General features: G+C 39.6%; 11 protein-coding genes. 10 read left to right on the forward strand and 1 reads right to left on the reverse strand.

The window, feature by feature from the left end; all coding sequences use genetic code 11:
- The first annotated feature begins 4 nt into the window (after positions 1–4).
- Entirely contained in the window at positions 5–2,410 is a 2,406-nt protein-coding gene (locus tag Q0162_RS12335; protein WP_297892228.1) for a YfhO family protein, read from the forward strand.
- Positions 2,411–2,422: 12 nt separating this feature from the next.
- Here Q0162_RS12335 and Q0162_RS12340 read toward each other — a convergent pair whose 3' ends face one another.
- Positions 2,423–3,310, reverse strand: a complete 888-nt coding sequence (locus Q0162_RS12340; protein WP_297892231.1) for a restriction endonuclease — start codon at positions 3,308–3,310, stop codon at positions 2,423–2,425.
- Between the two features lie 158 nt (positions 3,311–3,468).
- Here Q0162_RS12340 and Q0162_RS12345 point away from each other — a divergent pair, with 158 nt between their 5' ends.
- From Q0162_RS12345 to Q0162_RS12385, 9 genes are all read left to right on the forward strand, one after another.
- The gene (locus Q0162_RS12345; protein ID WP_297892234.1) at positions 3,469–4,416 is read left to right on the forward strand and encodes an aminodeoxychorismate synthase component I; all 948 of its coding nucleotides are present in this window, start codon (positions 3,469–3,471) and stop codon (positions 4,414–4,416) included.
- Complete coding sequence (locus tag Q0162_RS12350; protein WP_297892237.1) at positions 4,416–5,015, forward strand: aminotransferase class IV; 600 nt, start codon at positions 4,416–4,418, stop codon at positions 5,013–5,015. The genes Q0162_RS12345 and Q0162_RS12350 overlap by 1 nt, the downstream gene beginning before the upstream one ends.
- Before the next feature lie 553 nt (positions 5,016–5,568).
- Positions 5,569–8,601 carry a TonB-dependent receptor gene (locus Q0162_RS12355; protein ID WP_297892241.1) on the forward strand — a complete coding sequence of 1,011 codons (3,033 nt, stop codon included), beginning with the start codon at positions 5,569–5,571 and terminating at the stop codon, positions 8,599–8,601.
- Between the two features lie 12 nt (positions 8,602–8,613).
- Positions 8,614–10,269, forward strand: coding sequence for a RagB/SusD family nutrient uptake outer membrane protein (locus Q0162_RS12360; protein ID WP_297892243.1), 1,656 nt, complete (start codon positions 8,614–8,616; stop codon positions 10,267–10,269).
- Between the two features lie 16 nt (positions 10,270–10,285).
- Positions 10,286–11,953, forward strand: a complete 1,668-nt coding sequence (locus Q0162_RS12365; protein ID WP_297892245.1) for a hypothetical protein — start codon at positions 10,286–10,288, stop codon at positions 11,951–11,953.
- Between the two features lie 13 nt (positions 11,954–11,966).
- Positions 11,967–13,655, forward strand: a complete 1,689-nt coding sequence (locus tag Q0162_RS12370) for a hypothetical protein (RefSeq protein ID WP_297892247.1) — start codon at positions 11,967–11,969, stop codon at positions 13,653–13,655.
- 587 nt (positions 13,656–14,242) lie between these two features.
- Positions 14,243–15,412 (forward strand): AGE family epimerase/isomerase, encoded by a 1,170-nt coding sequence (locus Q0162_RS12375; protein WP_297892249.1) that lies wholly within the window; start codon positions 14,243–14,245, stop codon positions 15,410–15,412.
- Positions 15,412–16,716 (forward strand): cyclically-permuted mutarotase family protein, encoded by a 1,305-nt coding sequence (locus tag Q0162_RS12380; RefSeq protein WP_297892252.1) that lies wholly within the window; start codon positions 15,412–15,414, stop codon positions 16,714–16,716. Before Q0162_RS12375 ends, Q0162_RS12380 begins: the two co-directional genes overlap by 1 nt.
- A 46-nt stretch (positions 16,717–16,762) precedes the next feature.
- On the forward strand, positions 16,763–18,010 hold the full coding sequence (locus Q0162_RS12385; RefSeq protein WP_297892255.1) for an MFS transporter: 1,248 nt from the start codon (positions 16,763–16,765) through the stop codon (positions 18,008–18,010).
- Positions 18,011–18,034 lie beyond the last annotated feature (24 nt).

Here is an 18,034-nt window from a genome sequence, read left to right on the forward strand (position 1 = left end):
CACAATGGCAAAGAAAATTACCCCCCACATTGTTATAATTGCGCTATTTGCAGTCATTGCGCTCGCTTTTTTCTACCCCGTATTGCAGGGGAAAGGCATATTCCAAAGCGATATCGCTCAGTACACGGGTATGGCGAAAGAACGCAACGACTACCGCCAAACAGAAAACAAAGAAACCTATTGGACGAATAGTGCCTTTGGTGGTATGCCTACCTATCAATTGGGGGCGCAGTACTCTAACGACCTTGTAAAACAATTGGATAGAACACTACGCTTCTTGCCACGTCCTGCCGATTACCTCTTTTTGTACTTCGTAGGGTTTTATATTTTGCTCTTGGTGCTCAAAGTAGATTACAAAAATGCTTTCTTGGGTGCTATTGCTTTTGGGCTTTCTACTTACCTGATTATCATTTTAGGAGCAGGACATAACTCCAAAGCACACGCTATTGCTTATTTTGCACCCGTATTGGCAGGTATCTTGATGGTTTTTCAGCGGAAATACCTTTGGGGAGGCTTGCTCACAGCAGTGGCTTTGGCTTTAGAACTCTCTGCCAACCACTTCCAAATGACGTACTACCTGCTCCTTTTAGTGTTACTCTTAGGCGCAGGTCTTCTCTATAAAGCTGTTAAAGAAAAACAACTCAATGATTTTGCAAAAGCAACTGCTGTACTTGTAGGGGCAGTAGTGGTGAGTGTACTTGCCAATGCAACCCTATTACTCACTACCCGTGAATATGCCGATTGGAGTACGCGCAGTAAATCTACACTCACTCTTACTCCAGAAGGAACTCCTAAAAAACAAAGTAGCGGACTCTCTCACGATTATATCACCGAATATAGTTATGGTATCACCGAATCGCTGAATCTCATTGTACCTCGCTTGTTAGGAGGCTCTAACGGTGAAGATTTAGGTAAAGATTCTCATACTTACGAAGTTTTATTGCAATTAGGAGCACCACCTGAACAAGCCTTACCGCAAGCTCAACATTTGCCTACCTATTGGGGTGACCAACCTTTAGTAGCCGCTCCTGCCTATATAGGCGCAGTAGTGTTCTTCCTCTTTGTGTTAGCTCTTTTTGTGGTGAAAAACCGACTCAAATGGTGGCTCTTAGCAGGTTCACTGATGGCGCTCGTGCTCTCGTGGGGTAAAAATTTCGGTATCCTTACCGATTTTATGATTGACTATTTTCCACTCTACAACAAGTTCAGAGCCGTATCGTCTATACAAGTGCTCTTGGAACTCTGCGTGCCAGTATTGGCAATCGTCGGACTGCAGCAATTTCTTAAAACAGACGAAGAACAACGCAAAAAATACTTGCTCCATACCCTTTATATCTGCTTAGGATTAATGGGGGTACTTTTGTTAGCCAAAGGATTCTTAGATTTTCAAGGTGCTAATGATAGTTACTATGCAAACCAACAAATACTTCAAGCTATAGTGGAAGACCGCAAGAGCATCTATACTGCCGATGTGTTGAGAAGTACCGTGCTTTTTCTCCTCACCGCTTTAGCTTTGTTTCTCTATCAATACAAAAAAATCCCACTTAGGGGAATGCAAATTGCACTTTTAGTCTTGCTTTTCTTTGATTTGGGAGGGGTAGCCAAACGCTATGTGAATAAAGATAGTTTTGTAGATAAATACCAAATAGAAAATCCTTTCGAGGAAACCGCTGCCGATAGAGCAATTCTGCAAGATAAGAGTTATTATCGTGTTTATGAACCTCAAGTGGGTATCAATGGGGCACGCACTTCGTATTTCCACCATTCTATTGGAGGCTATCACGCTGCCAAACCCAAACGCTTGCAGGAACTTTTTGATTACCAAATATCCAAAGGCAATATGGAAATCCTCAATATGCTGAACGTGAAGTATATAATTTTGCGTAACCAAGAAGGACAAATGCAACCCATACATAATGATGACGCTTTAGGCAATGCGTGGTTTGTAAAACAACTCAGTGTGAAGAATAACGATGATGAGGTAATGCAGGCTTTAGAAAAATTTCATCCTGCTCAAGAAGCTTTGGCAACAGCCAATGATTTGAAAACAACTCTCCCCACACAATACACCGTCGATACAACTGCAAAAATTACACTAAAGAATGTACATCCTGATGAACTGATATACGAAAGTAACAATCCTCACAATGGTTTGGCAGTTTTCTCCGAAATGTACTACCCTCACGGCTGGAAAGCTACTATCGATGGCAAAGAAGCACCTATTTATCGTGTAGATTACACTTTGAGAGCACTTTCAGTACCTGCAGGTAAACACGAAATACGCTTTGTATTTGAACCTCAAATAGTAAAAACAGGTAGCAACCTCAGTTTAGTAGGTGCTATATTATTAATGTTATGGCTTGTAGGGGGTATAGTGTGGCAAACGAAGAAGAATAAAACAGAAGATTAGCAGAATCAAGATTTAAAAATTCTCATCAATTCCTTTGATTTCCACAATTTGTTTGGTTTGTATACCTACATTGTGGCGAATCGCCAATTGCATCAACCGATCAGAATCTATTAAGATGATTTTGTGTAAAGGATTTTGTTTGGCTTCTGCTTTAGCTTCTGGAGAAAAGGTGGAGGTTGTAATGAATACTCCTTTATTAGTACTCTTTAGGTTTAGAGCCCCTATGAAGTTGCGTACATCTTTAGAGGTTACCTCCATATCCCATTTCTTAGCTTGCATATAAATTTTTTCTATACACAATTCATCTTGGTATAATAATCCTTCAATCCCTTCCTTTTCTTGTTTGCCAATCACTTCAAAGTTGGCAGAGTCAATACCTTTGTAGTCTATTTTTCGCAATAGTTCTATGATGAAATTTTCAAAAAACGAAATAGGTTTACTTTTGATATAGAGTAAAAGTTGAAATTTTAGTGATTGCTGGAGTATCATCATCGCTTTTCCTATAATTACTTCAGGAGTCTCTTTGTCCATTTCTATTTCTACTTTCGCCTCTTCTGTATATTGGTGATTGCTCTCATCAAAAATTGTTTTCCACGACTTAAATTGTTCAAACTTTCGCAAAAAAGCCGTGTCTAACACAGTTCCTATTTGATAGAGAACATTTTTCCCTTCTTGAGTAATTTGGTAGTACCCTTTAAGCAAACTTATGATGAGTCCCGCTTGTAAGAGATTGTTCAGCGCCCAATCTACACGATTGCGAAATAATGATTGTTTGCCATTAGGTACTTTCACTTTCAAATCGTCTATAGAAAGCAGAAAGCGAACCCTTAGTAGTTCTACAATTTGTTCGCAAGAGTATACTCTACCATCTTTAAGAATTTCCAATAAAGGATGCATCATTTTTTGAAAATCTGGAATGTTCATAGTTTATTATATAATATCATGCGACAAAGATATGTAAAAATTACTAAATAAGCAAATTTATAGTTGTATTAGATGTTTATTTTTTACTATTTTTGCACTTTGGTAATTAAAAACAATTTTTTCACAAAAAACTAATGAACACTATCCATTGGAAAACTAAACTAAACAACTTCGGACAGCAACGCATTCCTTGTTTATTTATAATTGACTATAAAGGAGAAAATGGAATGGTATTTCCGCTTTCTGAACTCCCTGAGGGGATTGAATTTTCTTTTTCAGAAGAAAAAAATAACAACGCTGCTCCTATCCCTATAGAAAAATACCCTATCCCTTATACTGAATTTGAGAAAGCGTTTGATACAGTGTACAATCATTTAAAAAATGGAGATACCGAGCTCATAAATCTTACTTTTGCTACTGAAATTTCAGCAGTTCCTCTTAAAGAAATTTATCAGAATGCTTTAGCCAAGTACAAAATTCTGTACAAAGATGAATGGGTGTGTTTTTCGCCCGAAATATTTGTGAGAATAGAAGATAATCTCATCAAAACTTACCCTATGAAGGGGACTATCAGCGCAACAATCCCCGATGCCGAGGCTACACTGCTCAACAACGAAAAGGAAATCGATGAGCATCACAAGGTAGTACGCCTATTGTCCGACGATTTACAAAAAGTAGCTACCAATGTGCACACCACCCGCTTCAGATATGTAGATACTATCAAAAAATCTACGGGCGATCTTTTGCAAACAAGTTCTGAGATAGTGGGAGAGCTTCCCAATCATTGGCAAGCACATTTAGGGGATTTGTTAGCGACATTGCTACCTGCGGGGTCTATTGCGGGTGCACCTAAAGAAAAATCGGTTGAGGTGATCGCCGAAGCCGAAAATTATGAGCGTGGTTATTACACAGGCATTGCAGGCGTTTTTGATGGTAATGCGGTAGATAGTTGTGTGCTTATTCGCTTTATCGAACATATTGGCGATAAGTATTACTACAAAAGTGGTGCAGGCATTACCGCACAAAGCCAACCGCAAAATGAATACAATGAGATTATTGAAAAAATATATATCCCTATTTAATGGAAAACCAACAATTTATAGAATCAATAAAACTCTTTAATGGTGATATTTGTCATTTAGCATATCATCAAGAGCGTGTTTGCCGTACCTTTTCACATTTCTTCCCAAGTGAAAAGATACTTTCGCTACAGGAGAGCATCAGCAAAATTGCCTTACCAGCAATCGGAAAGTACAAAATTCGTATTGTATACAATCAAAAAGACTATACAATAGAAGTCCTACCTTACCAACTCAAACCTATCAACACTATCAAATGTGTAAACGCCGATAAATACGATTATTCTTATAAATTTTTAAACCGAGAATTTCTCAACACTTTAAAACAAACTTCTGGCGCCGATGAGGTAATTTTTTTCAAAAACGGCAAAGTAACCGATAGCAGCTATGCTAATATTATCTTCTTTGATGGCATACAATGGTTTACCCCTTCCACCTTTCTTCTCAATGGTACCTGCCGTCAGCGACTCCTCAACGAAGGTAAAATTACCGAAGCCCCTATACACTACACCGATATTCACAACTTTGAACAAATAGGCTTTATCAATGCAATGCTTGATATGGGAGAGTTTAATTTGCCAATGAGCAAGTTAGTAAAGTAGAAATGTTATGTAGGCAAACCAGCAATAGCTGGGGTATGTGTTGCTAACGCCTACACACAAAAACTTTTTGGATATCCCTCCAACTGATTTACAATCACTTTTCCAAATTGTCCCCCTTCGGGATTGTCGGCAATTGCCGAGTAAGTGAGTCGGGGGTTACCCCCCCCCTCTCATTTATTAAAAATATTTTATAATTCACCTCCTATAAAAAAATAAATCACCTCTTGTGTATTGTTTTTTGTTTTCGTTTTAATGGTGTTTTGAGGTTGAAAATAGTGTTTTTATAGATAAAAACCAAAAATCGTAAAAATAACATAAGTAAATAAAATAAATGCTTTTAATTTACTTGTTTGATTATGAGTGTTATATATAATAACACTCTCTTAAAATATAAATTTTAATAAAAATATTTAATAAAAAACTTGCATTTTTTTTTTTTTTTGTTTTTACTTTGCATCGTCAATAAAAATAATTAGCAAATTAGCCAATTAGTCAATTAGAAAATTAGTCAATGATTTATTTGCTGATTTCCAAATTTTCAAATTTAAAAACTATGCAAAGTAAAGTAACTTTGATCAGACATTGGGTAACACTTTTGTTGCTCTGTCTAACTACTTCTCCTTTATGGGCACAAACGCTCAATGTTAAAGGAAAAGTAACCGATGCTAACAAAGAACCCTTAATGGGGGCAAGTGTAGTAGTGAAAGGTACTACCCACGGGGTGAGTACTGATATGGACGGGAACTATTCCCTCAACAATGTGCCTCGGGGGGCTACTTTGGAAATTTCCTATATAGGAATGGTTACCCAGAATATTGCTGTTAATGGGCGTTCGCTTATCAATGTGCAAATGAAAGATGAAAACCAACAGCTTGAAGAGGTGGTAATTGTAGGCTATGGTACTCAAAAGAAATCGAGTATGACAGCAGCAGTGTCTTCAGTCTCTGCTAAAGAGGTGCAAAAGCAGGTAACTGCCAATGTGGCTTCAGCCCTACAAGGGCGTACCCCTGGGGTAGAAATCTTGCAACGCGGCGGAATTGCAGGTGCTGAGGTGAATATTGTCGTACGTGGAGCAGGCTCATTTGGAGCTACAGCACCTTTATATATTATTGATGGGGCTATTGCTGATGGTCTTGATGCACTCAACCCCTCGGATATCGAATCCATAGAAATACTTAAAGATGGTTCGGCAGCGGCTATTTATGGTTCACGTGCTGCCAATGGGGTTGTGTTGGTTACTACTAAAGATGGTAAGAGTGGTAAAACAATAGTGCAAGTAGATGCTTCTTATTCTTTTCAAACGCCTTCTAAAATGCTCAATATGATGAATGCTGAACAATGGCGTACTTTTGCTAATCAAGTAGCCGACAATAGTCCGTCTTACGACCGTGCTCCTCAAAACGTAAACCCTACCGACCCTAACCGCAGTACCGATTGGCAGGATTTATACTACCGCAATGCACCAATGAGTAGTTTCAATGCGAGTGTATCGGGGGGAGGTGAAAACTCTACTTTCAACACTAGTTTGGGTTATGTAAGACAAGAGGGAATTATCATCAAATCAGAATACGATAAATATATGGCACGTATCAACGCTACTTTCAAAAAAGGTAGATTCTCTTTGAGTGAAAAACTCTCTATTACGAATACTAAAAAAGTGTCACCTCCAGGAAATAGAACACTTGAAATGCCTACTATACCTGTAACAGACGAAAATGGTCGTTATGTATCTACTGCTGCTTCAAAAGGTTATTCTATCACCAATACAAATATATCTAATCCTTTGGCTGCTATTTATAAACAAGATGCTTTTACTAGAAATACTAGTGCTACAGGTAGTTTGGCAGGTGCTTTTAAATTGATGAAAGGTTTGCAGTATAAGTTAAATGTAGCAGGTACTTATGTAAATACTAATATTTATAAACATACTCCTGCCTATAATACTTTCTTCAATGCAGATGGTAGTGCAGATTCTAAGTTGAATCAAACTGGACGTACCTCACTATCAGAAAGTAGAGCAGAGCATTTTAATTATACAATTGATAACCTACTCACTTTTAATCGTACTTTTCTAAAGAAACATCATTTTGATGTACTCTTGGGTACCAGCTGGATGCGTGAGTTTTACCGTAAAAACTCTATCAGTTCAGGGGTGAATGATTTAGGTGCTCCTTCTGTAAAAACTTATAATGGTGAAGGTGTCGTAGGCTCTAATCAGGAAAATGCGGCTTTGCTTTCTTTCTTTGGTAGATTGAATTACGACTACAACAACAAGTATTTGCTATCTTTTAGCTTGCGCCGAGATGAATCTTCTAAATTTGCTAAAGGACACCGTATAGGTTATTTCCCCTCAGCTTCAGTAGGTTGGAATATTCATTCAGAACCTTGGTTCGATACAGAATTGCTTAGCAAACTGAAACTGCGTGCGAGCTATGGTGAATTAGGTGCTAACTTTATTGACCCTTATACTTTCTTAAATTTAGCTTATGGTCCTGTGCCTGCTATTTTCGGTAGCAGCCGTCAGTATGGTTACGTTACCCGCTTTGCGCAACAAGATCTTACTTGGGAAACTTCTATTACTTCCAATGCAGCTATTGAAGTAGGGGTACTCAACAATATGCTCACTTTCACAGCCGAATACTTTATCAAGCGCAACAACAATCTGTTAGCACCACTCGAGTCATTACCTTCTTCAGGACAAACAATTACGATTAATAAAGGAGCTGTACCTAACTACAATACAGCTTCTGTGGAAAACAAGGGATTGGAGTTTTCTTTGGAATTCAAAAAGAAATGGGACGATTTCACTCTTAACTTCCAAACCAACTTAACCTATATGCAAAACAAGGTATTGTCATTGGGCGAAGGGGTACAACCTATTCGTGGAGAACTTATGAGCGGTAAGTTTAACGATCGTCCTACTATTACCAAAGAAGGCTTACCTATCGGTTCTTTCTTAGGTTATAAAGTAGTAGGTATCGACAATCAAGGTGATTTCCTTTATGAAGCAAAAGATGGTAGTGCCAAGCTCGCTAAACAGCTAAAAGAAGATGATAAACAAGTAATAGGTAATCCTACTCCTGATTTTACTTTTGGTTATAACCTCAATCTAAACTATAAAAATTGGGATTTCACAGCTTTCTTCCAAGGAGTTGCTGGCAATGAGATATTCTCTGCAGCTAAATATGATTTGTATTTCAATTATGACACTAATGCACCTGTAGAAGCTTTAAATTCTTGGACTCCTACCAATCCTAATACCAAGTTACCAATCGCCAAGACTGATAACTACAATGGAGGTAATGCATTGCCTAGTACCTTCTACATAGAAGATGGTTCATATTTACGCCTTAAGAACGTACAAATAGGCTATACTTTTCCTCTAACATTGCTCAAAAAAATAGGAGGCTTGCGCTCATTGCGTATCTATGGTAGTGCTCAAAACCTCTTTACAATTACTAACTATTCGCTATACGACCCTGAGGTAAGTAGCAATGCCTTGTTTAACAAAGGTATTGACGGTTTAGGTACTTCACCAGCTATCAATGCTCGCGTGTATAATATGGGATTAAAATTAACATTCTAAACTGAACGCAAAATGAAAAAGAATATATATAAAATTATAGCTGTAAGCTTGCTGTTAGCCACTACAACGGCTTGCGAAAAAACCTTTGACGAATTGGCAAGTAACCCTAACCAACAGGACGTAAATGGGTTTTACAATACCCCACAAAATATCAACAAAGGGGTGATAGGAATCTATGCCTATATCACTACCCCTCGTGCGATGGGTACTGCAGGACGCTTGCAAATCAATCGTGGTGATGAAAGTAGTGATGCTTCCGACTATGGGGCTCCTGGTCAGTATTCAGCTCAACTTACCTCGTCTTGGTATACCATAGTACAGCCTTATGCACTCTTCTATACAGCAGCTTCTCAAGCCTGCCAGATGATAGAGGCAATTCCTAACGTAAACTTTAGTAACCAACAGCTGAAGAATGCTTATTTAGGAGAAGCTTATTTTCTAAGAGCCTATACACATTGGTTTTTATTCCTCAACTTTCGCAATATCCCATTGATGAAAGAATTGCCAAAGTCTGCCAAAGACTACAAACCTCAGGCAACTCCTGAAGAAGCTTGGGATTTTATCATCTCCGACCTCAAACGTGCTAAAGAACTCTTGCCTGAAAAAGGTTTTTGGAAAGGTGAATCAATAGGGCGAGTTACCAAAGGCTCAGCTATCGCACTACTCGGTAAAGCTTATTTGTACCGCTCGGGCATTGAACGCTATTATGGCAATAGCACCACTACCTATTACAACGAGGCAGCTGCCGAGTTCAACGAGCTTATCCTCAGTGGTAAATATCGCTTGGTAGCCGATTATAACGACAACTTTAAGGTAGCTACCGAAAACAACGATGAGTCTATTTTTGAGCTCCAATTTTTGGGCGATGTAACCAATACAGGTTTCAACCCTGGTTTGTCTAACAGTGGGGTGTGGCGTGACCCTCGTGGCTATTTGCCTCCTACCAATAAAAATGCCAGCAGTAGTGTCATTCACGATTGGGTATACAATACCTTTATCAATTCTAAAGATGCTTCAGGACATACCGACCCACGTATGTTTGGCACTTTGATTTTTGATGATACCAAGCCTGAAATCAATGCCCGTACAGGTGATGAAGTGCGTATTTTCGATAATAAGACTTTTGGAGAATACTACGGAACTAAAGGTTTTGGGGTAGCCAAAGCACAAGCCAAAAAATATAAAGCGGCTTGCCGCAAGGGTATTGACTGGACTCTTAGCACTCGTAACCCTGGAAATAACTTCTATATGTGGAATGGTAGGGCTAATGGCTTAAACCAAATAGAAATTCGCTATGCCGATGTATTACTAATGTATGCTGAAGCGGTTGTAAATGGGGGTACACAAGGCTCTTTGAGTGCGTTAGACGCTGTAAACCAAGTACGTGCCCGCGTAGGTATGCCTGCCGTAGCAGCTGTAAATATGAATGTGATAGAAAATGAACGCATCTTAGAACTTACCCAAGAAGGACATCGCTTTTTTGACCTCTTGCGCTGGGGCAAGGTAGTACAACGCTTTCGTGAATTAGAAGCCAGTGACCCTAATTTTAAACAGTATAACACCTCACCTTACCTCCGCTTTCAAGAAAACAAAAATGAGTGGTTACCACTACCTGTAGACGAAGTAGAAGGCAACCCTTATATCCAACGTAATAACCCCGGCTGGTAATTAGCAAATTAATATAATGAAAAGAATAATATTTTTACTTTCAATTACTTTATGTGTAAAGTCTTTCGGTCAGGTACTTCATAACGGTATTCAGCTACCTGCTGAATGGCCTCCCCGTTATGAAGAGCCTACTGAGAGAAAAGAAATGCCCGTGCCTTATTTGCAGCAAAAACCTGCTGTCATTCCTATCAATACGGGTAGACAGCTATTTGTAGATAACTTTTTGCTTAGCGAGAACCATTTGCAAAAGGTTTATCACACCCCTACTTATTATACGGGCAATCCTGTATTAGAACCTGATAAAGAATGGGAGAAAACTACCCAAGGAGCCGTCTATGCCTCTCCTTTCAGCGATGGGGTGTGGTATGACGAGCGTGATGGCAAATACAAAATGTGGTACCTTACTGGGGCTGGATCGCTCCACAAGCAAGACCCTCAAACTTTCTACACTGGTTATGCCGAATCAACCGACGGTAAGCATTGGATAAAGCCCGCAATGGGAGTTTATAGCAATACTAATATTGTAGAAACCTCTAACCGCGATGCGGCTACAGTTTGGCTCGACCGCAATGAAAAAGACCCTGCCAAACGCTGGAAACTTTTCAATGTAGAACGTCGCCCGTCCGATCGCCGTTGGCAAATAGTACTCAAGTACTCTCCTGATGGTGTACATTGGAGCAAAGGGGTAGCACAATCGGGTGATATATACGACCGCTCATCGGCATTCTACAACCCTTTTACTAAAAAATGGGTCATTAGTATGCGCTATGGCACCCCCGTGTCAAGCCGTTCACGTGCTTATGTAGAGCACTCTGACCCTGAGGAGCTGGTATCGGTAACCCACCGCATACGCAAAGACGACCGCGATAAGCACATGCACTACTGGTTTGCTCCTGACGACAAAGAGCTACGCCACGAAAAATACCCTGAAGTAGAACCTGGTATTTATAACTTCGATGCGATTGCTTACGAGAGCATCATACTCGGATTCTATAGTGCGTGGGCTGGACCTGAAAACAAAGTATGTGAGCAAGATAAAATACAAAAACGCAATGTGATCTCATTAGGCTATAGCCGTGATGGTTTTCACTTTGCACGCCCTACTCACCAACCCTTTATGAACGTAAATGAAACTAAAGGAGCGTGGAACTGGGGTAATATGCAGTCAGTAAATGGGGTGCCTATCATTGTAGGTGATTCGCTTTACTTCTACGCCAGTGGACGTAGGCTTAGTGATGTGTTTTGGGATAGTCATACTTCAACAGGCTTGGCTACCTTGCGCCGCGATGGGTTTGTATCGCTGAAAGCAGACAAAAAAGAGGCTTTTGCCACTACCGAAAAAGTAAGTTTTGACGGCGACTATTTATTTGTAAATGCGGCTCTTCCTAAAGGAAAATTGTTAGTAGAAGTATTAGATGAAAACGGTACCCCTATCAGTGGTTTTAGCAAAAAAGACTGTATTGGGCTACAAAAAACTGATAGTACTAAAGTACGCGTACAATGGAAAGGCAACGCTACCCTTGCCACCCTTAAAGGCAAGCCGGTGCGCTTTAGGTTCTACCTTACTAATGGCGACTTATACGCTTTCTGGGTATCGCCTTGGGAAACAGGCGAAAGCCGAGGCTATACTGCTGGCGGTGGTAAAGGGCTAAACCCAAGTGGGGTTGATGAACCAATAAGGTAAATTAGCAATTTAAATGAAGAAAGTATATTTAATTTTCAATATGGTATTGGCAAATACCGCTTTCGGTCAGGTACTTCATAACGGTATAACGCTACCCGCACAGTGGCCACCCCGTTATGAAGAGCCTACTGAGAGAAAAGAAATGCCGGTACCCTACCTACAACACAAGCCAGCAGTGATACCTATCAATACCGGTAGACAACTATTCGTTGATGACTTTTTGCTCAGCGAAAATCATTTGCAGAAAGTTTATCATACCCCCAATTTCTATGCGCAAAATCCTGTGCTAAAAGCTGATAAACCTTGGGAAAATACCAAAGAAGGTTATCCCTATGCAGCTCCTTTTAGCGATGGGGTGTGGTATGACGAACAAGATAATAAGTTTAAGATGTGGTACTTAGCAGGTGCTTCTCAAGCAAATGAAGCTAAACACGGTTTGGCTACCTGCTATGCCGAATCGGTAGACGGTAAGCATTGGACGAAACCCTCGTTAGATATAGTGCCCGGTACTAACTACGTGGATGTGAACAATCGTGATGCTGCTACTGTATGGCTTGACCGCAATGAAAAAGACCCTGCTAAGCGCTGGAAATTCTTCAATGTAGAATATAAAGTAATGAATAATAATGAGTATAAAAGCGATAAAGCGCAATATCAGTTTGTGCTAAAATACTCATCTGATGGTATTCATTGGACGGATAAAGGCGTAGCACACTCAGGCAGTATAACAGATAGAGCTTCTGTGTTTTATAATCCTTTTACCCATCGTTGGGTTATCAGCATGCGCTATTCAGTGCCGGCTGTATCTAACCGTTCGCGCGCCTACTTAGAGCATTCCAATCCAGAAGATGCTGTAAGCCTTGCCCATATGAAGAGTCGGCAAATAAATGATAAGTATAATGTCTTTTGGTTCACCCCCGATGACAAAGAAAAACGTCACCCTGATTACCCCGAAGTAGACCCTGGTATCTATAATTTTGATGCTATTGCCTATGAGAGTATTATATTGGGCTTTTACAGTCAGTGGCAAGGACCTGAGAATGGTGTTGCCAAAAAAGCAATGATGCCTAAACGAAATGAGGTGCAATTAGGCTACAGTCGTGATGGTTTTCACTTTGCACGCCCTACTCACCAGTCGTTTATGCCAGTGAATCCTACCGAAGGGGCTTGGAATTACGGCAATATGCAGTCGGTGAATGGAGTGCCTATTATAGTAGGTGATTCTCTTTATTTCTACAGTAGTGGTCGTTCTAAGAATGGTATTTGGTGGGATGCTGGTATGAGTACTGGTTTGGCTACCTTGCGTCGTGATGGTTTTGTATCGCTCAAAGCTGATAAAAAAAAGGCTTTTGCTATTACTGAGAAAGTAAGTTTTGATGGTGATTACCTCTTTGTAAATGCTGCGGTTAAGAAAGGCAAACTATTAGTAGAAGTGTTAGACGAAAACGGCTCTCCTATTGCAGGTTTCACTAAAAAGGATTGTATAGTATTGCAAAAAAGTGATAGTACCAAAGCACGAGTACAATGGAAAAACAACGCTACCCTCACAGCGCTCAAAGGCAAGCCCGTACGCTTTAAATTCTACCTTACCAATGGCGATCTCTACGCTTTCTGGGTATCTCCTTGGGAAACAGGTGAAAGTCGTGGCTATACTGCTGGTGGTGGCAAAGGTTTAAACCCCTCAGGTATTGATGAACCGTAAGAATTAGCAAATTTACCGAGTAAGTGAGTTGGGGGTAATCGACAAATTAGCCAATGAGTTTAACCTAAAAAAAATCACATTAAAACAATTTTTCCTATAAATACTCACTTTTGCGGCTTGTCCCCTTTGGGTAAGCCAGCGAGTGCTCATAGCTGGGTATGGGCACGGCAATTACCGAGTAAGTGAGTGGGACAACCCCTATCCCCTGACTCCTAACTCCTAGCCCTATCCTCTTCTATTTATTAAAAAAAATCATGACACATTTTTATAAGAAACGAATAGTATTATTAGATGCTTACGATAACTTTTTTTATTTTAATATTTTCAATGAATATATAGTTTTTTTCAAGATAAAAATAAAAATATAATAATAATCGAAGAAAATAAAAAAATACATAAATTTTTATATGATTGATTTTTAGTCTCTTGTGTTCGTTTTTAGAGTTAAGGTTGAATTTTTAATAAAATATTTAATAAATAATTTGTTTTTTTAAAACAGTTATTATACTTTTGCGAGGTATTTTAGATGTAAATTTAAAATTGAGGATAAAGCTATTAAATTAAAAAGAATAATTCAAAATTAAACTATGGATTTTAAACAATTAGAAAAACAATACCGCGATGAACTCTTACAAAATGTAATTCCGTTTTGGTTAGAAAAATCACAAGATAAAAAATATGGCGGCTACTTTACTTGCCTCGATAGAGAAGGAAATATATTCGATACCGATAAATTTATTTGGCTACAAGCCCGTGAAGTATGGTTATTTGCAATGCTCTACAACCGTGTTGAAAAACGACAAGAATGGTTAGATTGCGCTATACAAGGTGCTGAATTCCTCAAAAAATACGGCCATGACGGTAACTTGAATTGGTACTTCTCTTTAGATCAACAAGGTAACCCTTTGGTAGACCCCTACAATATCTTCTCTTATACCTTTGCCACTATGGCTTTCGGGCAACTAAGCATCGCTACTAGCAATAAAGAATACGCTGATATTGCCAAAAAAACCTTTGATATCATCCTCTCCAAACAAGAAAATCCCAAAGGCAAATGGAGTAAAGCGCACCCTGGTACGCGCTCCCTCAAGAACTTTGCCCTCCCGATGATTTTATGTAATTTAGCTCTAGAAATAGAACCTCTTTTAGAACCTTCCTTTATTGAGGAGGCAATGGAGGCTTGTATCCACGAAGTGATGGAAGTGTTTTTGCGACCTGAATTGGGCGGTATAGTAGTAGAGAATGTAAATACCGATGGAACACTTTCTGATACTTTTGAAGGGCGACACCTCAACCCGGGGCACGCTATTGAGGCAATGTGGTTTATAATGGATTTAGGCAAACGCCTCAACCGCCCCGAATTGATTGAAAAAGCAGTACAAACTACCCTAACAATGCTCAACTATGGTTGGGATAAACAATATGGGGGTATTTACTACTTTATGGATAGAAAAGGTTGCCCGCCTCAGCAATTAGAATGGGATCAAAAATTGTGGTGGGTACATATCGAAACGCTCATCTCTCTCATAAAAGGATACCAACTTACAGGTAATAAAGAGTGTTTGGCGTGGTTTGAAAAAGTACACAATTACACTTGGGAGCATTTCAAAGATCCTAAATATCCTGAATGGTGGGGCTACCTCAACCGCCAAGGCGAAGTACTTCTCGACCTGAAAGGTGGTAAATGGAAAGGCTGTTTCCACGTACCTCGTGGCTTATATCAAGTATGGAAAACAATTGAAATGATCAATGGTTAATGAATAATGATAAAGAACATATAATATACAAAACTTTGTCAAAGTTTTTAATGCCTGCCGTGCTACGGTCTTTGATAAAGTCTACTCAGTCGCTTTTGCTTCACTGCATTCCCCCCTTGGGGGGGGTAAGGGGGAGGTTGTCATTAATTTTCCTCCTTGCCTTAATATCTTGTACAGAAACCCAAAAAGAACAACCTATGAAAATGAATATTACAGCACTTACTACTCAAGGCTTAGAAGGCGACCTTCAAAAAGGCGTCTCTGCCGCTTATGCTGCTCTTATAGATGATAATCTATTAGTAGCTGGAGGGTGCAACTTCCCTGATAAACTAGGTTTTGAAGGTGGAAAAAAAGTGTTTTATGACGAAATTCTTCTTTTTAATAAAACACAAAATCAATGGCAATCCATAGGTAAACTCCCCCAAGCTGCTGCTTATGGGGTATCAGTAGCCATTCCCGATGGCTATCTGTGGATAGGAGGACAAACAGCTACAAATTCTTTAGCTAATTGCTATAAAGTGCAATACTCAAAAGAAAAAGGTCTTATTACCCTTACTGATTTTCCTGCTCTGCTCGAACCTCTAGACAACTTTGCAGGAACTAGTGTAGGTAGCAAGGTGTTTATAGCTGGGGGAAGCGCTGCAGGAAAAGCCTCTAATAAAGTATTTTATATAGATGTCACTACTGGCAAAGAATGGAAACAGTTACCCGATTTCCCTGGTGATGCAAGGGTTCAACCCATATTAGCTGCCATCAAAAAAGATAACGATACCCTTTTGTATGTCTTAGGAGGATTTTTCGGAGGCGATGCTACTAAAACGCCTACTATGGGTGAAAAAGTACTAGCTTTTAGCCTCAAACAACAACAGTGGCACGAAGTAACTCTACAAGAAAACCCTAATAAAGAAATCTTTTCACTTACAGGAGCTACAGCTTTGGCTATTGACAATCGTTATATTGCTTGTTTTGGAGGTGTGAACCACAGCCTATTCATCAATACTATTACAGACCTTTACCACTTGGGTAAAGATACTTCCCTTACAGATGAGCAACGCAAGCAGAAAAACTACGACTATATGTCGCATTATATGACCCAACCTATAGCGTACTACAAGTTTAACCAAGAATGCTATTTGTTTGACACCCACACAAAACAATGGTCGGTACTCAATATACAACCTGATTTTGCTCGTGCAGGTGCTACTTTAGTAGGTACTCCCAATGAGTTTTATCTCATTCAAGGAGAACTTAAACCTGGCGTGCGCAGTCCTAAAACCTATAAACTTAAAATATTGTCTAACTAAAAAGCCCCACTAGTTCCTTTCCTTGGGAAGGGGTAGGGGAGATATTATGAAAAATAGTAAAATATACCCTTGGATAGTAGTTGCCCTATTATGGGTAGTGGCACTACTCAATTATTTAGACCGACAAATGCTCTCAACGATGCAGGAGTCGATGAAAATGGATATCAAAGAATTAGCAGTCGGCGAAAACTTCGGACGCCTAATGGGAATCTTCCTTCTTATCTATGGACTGATGAGCCCCGTAGCAGGTATCCTTGCCGACCGTCTCAACCGCAAGTGGATGATAGTAGGCAGCCTCTTTGTGTGGTCGGCGGTAACCTATGGTATGGGATACGCCACTACTTTTGATCAAGTGTATTGGCTACGTGCCCTAATGGGGGTAAGCGAAGCGCTCTACTTAGCTACAGCCCTCTCTATGATAGCCGACTATCACACCTCAAAAACGCGTTCGTTGGCAGTAGGTATCCACATGTCAGGACTTTATGCAGGGCAAGCTTTGGGTGGTTTTGGTGCTACTATAGCAGCTAACTACACTTGGCATACCGTCTTTCACTGGTTTGGTATTATTGGTATTGTATATGCAATATTCTTGGTTTTTGTGTTATTCGACATAGAAAGAAAACCATTAGTAACCAATATAGTAAAAGAGGAGGAAGCGGGTACAGAAAACAAAAGTTCGGTATGGCAATCACTTACTCTTATTTTTGGTACTTTTTCTTTCTGGATATTGCTTTTTTACTTTATGGCACCAAGTTTCCCAGGGTGGGCTACTAAAAACTGGTTACCTACTCTTTTTGCCGATAACTTAGGGGTAGAGATGGCTATTGCAGGGCCTATGGCTACTATTTCTATTGCAATAGCTTCGTTTATAGGGGTATTGATTGGAGGTCCTTTATCTGATAGATGGGTACAACGTAATATACGTGGGCGTATTTATACTAGTACCATTGGGCTTTTCCTTACTGTGCCATCATTAATACTATTAGGTTTTGGACATTCGTACTTTGCTATGATAGGAGCTACTTTGCTCTTTGGTATAGGCTACGGAATGTTCGACACGAATAATATGCCTATCCTCTGTCAGATTATTCCACAAAGGCAGCGTGCCACTACTTATGGTATTATGAATATGGTAGGTGTGTTTGCAGGCTATGCTGTTACCCTAATGCTTGGAAGCTCTAAAGATACAGGCAATTTAGGACTTGACTTTAGCAAACTATCCATTATAGTACTTATAGCAATCGTACTAATGTTAGCTTTCTTAAAACCAAAAAGAGAATTGTGTGGCAAATAATTAGTAAATCGCCAAATCAATAAA

The sequence above is a fragment of the uncultured Capnocytophaga sp. genome (assembly GCF_937936315.1).
Classification (GTDB): domain Bacteria; phylum Bacteroidota; class Bacteroidia; order Flavobacteriales; family Flavobacteriaceae; genus Capnocytophaga.

What these genes read in the sequence shown, in the direction of transcription:
- Q0162_RS12335 (WP_297892228.1), top strand. Translation starts at nt 5, where the DNA reads ATGGCAAAGAAAATTACCCCCCACATTGTTATAATTGCGCTATTTGCA.
- Q0162_RS12340 (WP_297892231.1), bottom strand. Translation starts at nt 3,310, where the DNA reads ATGATGCATCCTTTATTGGAAATTCTTAAAGATGGTAGAGTATACTCT.
- Q0162_RS12345 (WP_297892234.1), top strand. Translation starts at nt 3,469, where the DNA reads ATGAACACTATCCATTGGAAAACTAAACTAAACAACTTCGGACAGCAA.
- Q0162_RS12350 (WP_297892237.1), top strand. Translation starts at nt 4,416, where the DNA reads ATGGAAAACCAACAATTTATAGAATCAATAAAACTCTTTAATGGTGAT.
- Q0162_RS12355 (WP_297892241.1), top strand. Translation starts at nt 5,569, where the DNA reads ATGCAAAGTAAAGTAACTTTGATCAGACATTGGGTAACACTTTTGTTG.
- Q0162_RS12360 (WP_297892243.1), top strand. Translation starts at nt 8,614, where the DNA reads ATGAAAAAGAATATATATAAAATTATAGCTGTAAGCTTGCTGTTAGCC.
- Q0162_RS12365 (WP_297892245.1), top strand. Translation starts at nt 10,286, where the DNA reads ATGAAAAGAATAATATTTTTACTTTCAATTACTTTATGTGTAAAGTCT.
- Q0162_RS12370 (WP_297892247.1), top strand. Translation starts at nt 11,967, where the DNA reads ATGAAGAAAGTATATTTAATTTTCAATATGGTATTGGCAAATACCGCT.
- Q0162_RS12375 (WP_297892249.1), top strand. Translation starts at nt 14,243, where the DNA reads ATGGATTTTAAACAATTAGAAAAACAATACCGCGATGAACTCTTACAA.
- Q0162_RS12380 (WP_297892252.1), top strand. Translation starts at nt 15,412, where the DNA reads ATGAATAATGATAAAGAACATATAATATACAAAACTTTGTCAAAGTTT.
- Q0162_RS12385 (WP_297892255.1), top strand. Translation starts at nt 16,763, where the DNA reads ATGAAAAATAGTAAAATATACCCTTGGATAGTAGTTGCCCTATTATGG.